The following is a 2687-nucleotide window of genomic DNA, read 5'->3' on the forward strand; positions in this document are numbered from 1 at the left end:
GTAGGAGCACTCATTGCGGATGTCTTTTCCTTCGCACCTACTGCATTCATACCCGCTCCGATGTTCGTCTTGCAGCACGATCACGCGGTTGAAGAATGCTTCAAACCCTGCTTGTCCTACGTAGATGATGTTGTCGTTTTCGGTTCCGAGCATCGCCGCTTCTCCAGAATTTCGTCTATCCGTTTTATCACTGAATCGCACAATACCGTTCCGCTTGTTTTATTCATAATGTCTAAAATATCGTGGCGCAGTTCTAGTAGGTTTGCTTCCCACTTGTCACGCTCTACCATGGTAGCCAACATAGCGATTCGCTGTGCATATTTCCCAGTTAATCTCTCGCTTTCATTCACTGTCGTCTTCTCCAGGCTCGCGCATTCTCATTGTTACGTTTCCTTCTACTACCCGCTTTCCCATTCTCTTGTAGCGTTCCACGCTAGCAGCCTTGAATAGATCGTGCAACATGCCAGCGAGCCGCTTCATGTCCTCGCTGCTTGTAGGGCAGCACAGCAACTCGCGGCGAAGTTCCTGAATCGTCTTGCCGCACAGCGACGGCGCTAGCTCTTCTGCGATTATCTCTACATCATCCAGAGAGGCGTTCATTTCGCACCGTTCTTATGTTCTTTCAAATACATCTTCACTGCATACGTGATTAGCCAAGTCAGGGAACGCCCTTCTTTTTTAGCGATCTCTCTTAGCGCCGAGTACTCGGGGCGTGTAATTCTAATGGAAACCGTATCCATGAATAGCAAATGTAGAGTATTGTATTGCGTTGTGTCAAGTGGTATTATTCGGAGTATGAAAATAACGCTGCAAATCGAATTGCACCTCGTTCCTAAATCAACAGACGGGGTACGCTTTTTCGAGCTAACAGATTTTGTGCATTCCCTTGAGACGATCACGAAGCGGTGGTTCAAGGACGTTGCTGGCTACTACAATGTGGAAGAGACATCATCGAAAGTAATCGTGGAAGACCCGAGTACTAAAACTTCTTGACATAGAAAAACCACAGTGATTTACTGTAGGTCAGCACTCAATCCGTGCTGCCTTTGTCTCTTGAGTCATGGGGCGGTTGATCGCCGCCCCACCTCTTTTTTCTCAGAAACAAAGGTGTGGAGAGACAAAGGACCTTCGGCAACGTCCTCAAAAAATAAACCTACCGAAAATATCAACGGTCGAGGTGTGCATGAACGTCGGGGTTCACGACGGACTAATAGATAAAAAACATATCGAAACGATGGGATCGGCAGTCTGGTTATACCTGTGGCTAATCCGGCATCAAACGAAATCAACAGGCTTGGTTCTTGGGGGCACGCCGATAACTTACAAGAAAATAAATGAGCGTTTAGGCCAGAAAGAAAGAACTGTCCATAGCTGGATGCGCCAACTAAAAGCAGGCGGGTATATCGAGGTTACGCACACTAACTACAAAAAAATGAGGATCAGGATTTTGAAATCTAAAAAGTTTAACTACAAGCAAGCGTCGATGAATTTTACCAATTTGGATTCCGCCAAAAATGGCCTATATGATCCAGCAGTAAAGGCCAAAAATGGCCTAGAGGACAGGCAGAAAATGGCCTATATGGAGACAGAAAATGGCCTATTCAATAAGAGCGTCAGTAGGAGAGAGATAGAAGCGGTAAAACAAGAGGCGGCTCCGCCGCTTGTTGATTGGCTTCCCCTGATAACGTGGCGGTACTACGTGGAAATGCGAACCAAAATCAATCGACCGCTGACCCCTCATGCCATCGACCTAAAAATCAGAGAATTGGAAGAACTAAAAAACTCCGGTGAAGACCCAACGGAAGTTCTGGAGCAATCAATCTCGAATTCGTGGGCCAAATTATATCCCGTAAAGAGAGGAAATGTTAATGGCAACAGGCAATCCAGAAAACTCACCGGAGATGAACTCACTAGAGCTAATCTCGAAGCGGCAGGATTCATCACTAAACCTCATTAAACAGTGGCTTGTAAAATGTGGAGAGGTGTACGGTCGGCAGATTACCTCCCCACTGGTGGATATTTGGAAGGCTGCAATGGGAGCCACCGAACCGGAGAGAATCAACTTTCTGTTCTCCAGGCACTTAAAGACCTCACGTTTCTTTCCTACGCCAGCGGACATTCTTAATCCAGAGCAAGAGGTTAAGAAAATGGAAAGCGACCTCAGTGCAGAGCGTGCTTGGCAAAAACTACTAAGATACATTAACGAGTGGGTAAACCCAGATATAAACTTCAGCAACAAGCCCGAACTACTAGACCCGATCAGGCGTGCCGCGAACGCGGCTGGAGGACTTAATTGGTTGCGCGAGTGCAGTTCCGATGAGTTGCAGTGGGCAAAAAAACGGTTCCTGGAATTCTATGACCGCATGGTACTATTAGAAAAGGATAAAGTATTGATTGAGGACCCGACGATACGAGGAATGTTTGAGGAGTTGGGAAGGAATATGGCGATCCCAGAAAAATCTAACTTCCACCCCACAAGGAAATAGAGATCGTCGCTGTACGGGCTTCCTATTGAGTCGTAAAAAAGTGGCACTCCAGGATTGAATATGGGAGGCGGAATAAAAAAGTAGCAGGTAGATGTATTTGGTGCTTGACAAAGTGAGAGTGTGAGCCTACAATGAATTCCGTCAACCGAATATATAGTAACGGTAATCTATTAGTACCTGGTACTAGTACTGAAAGCGGCT

The 2687-nt window shown here is 46.3% G+C and carries 3 protein-coding genes; 2 read left to right on the forward strand and 1 reads right to left on the reverse strand.

Features of this window, described 5'->3' with window-relative positions:
* Positions 1-342 precede the first annotated feature (342 nt).
* A complete protein-coding gene (locus tag VH187_RS05335) occupies positions 343-600 on the reverse strand; it encodes a hypothetical protein (protein WP_329700452.1) in 258 nt (85 codons plus the stop codon).
* A 583-nt stretch (positions 601-1183) separates the two neighbouring features.
* On the opposite strand from VH187_RS05335, the gene VH187_RS05340 reads away from it, so the two are divergent.
* Both VH187_RS05340 and VH187_RS05345 read left to right on the forward strand, forming a co-directional pair.
* Positions 1184-1957, forward strand: coding sequence for a hypothetical protein (locus tag VH187_RS05340; protein WP_329700453.1), 774 nt, complete (start codon positions 1184-1186; stop codon positions 1955-1957).
* Positions 1869-2486 carry a hypothetical protein gene (locus tag VH187_RS05345; RefSeq protein WP_329700454.1) on the forward strand — a complete coding sequence of 206 codons (618 nt, stop codon included), beginning with the start codon at positions 1869-1871 and terminating at the stop codon, positions 2484-2486. Before VH187_RS05340 ends, VH187_RS05345 begins: the two co-directional genes overlap by 89 nt.
* The last annotated feature ends 201 nt before the right edge of the window (positions 2487-2687 follow it).

Origin of the sequence: Scandinavium sp., assembly GCF_036271055.1 — a bacterium.
GTDB lineage: Bacteria > Pseudomonadota > Gammaproteobacteria > Enterobacterales > Enterobacteriaceae > Scandinavium.

Excerpts from the sequence above, each read along its gene's own strand:
- VH187_RS05335 (WP_329700452.1), bottom strand. The coding sequence starts at position 600 with ATGAACGCCTCTCTGGATGATGTAGAGATAATCGCAGAAGAGCTAGCG.
- VH187_RS05340 (WP_329700453.1), top strand. The coding sequence starts at position 1,184 with ATGAACGTCGGGGTTCACGACGGACTAATAGATAAAAAACATATCGAA.
- VH187_RS05345 (WP_329700454.1), top strand. The coding sequence starts at position 1,869 with ATGGCAACAGGCAATCCAGAAAACTCACCGGAGATGAACTCACTAGAG.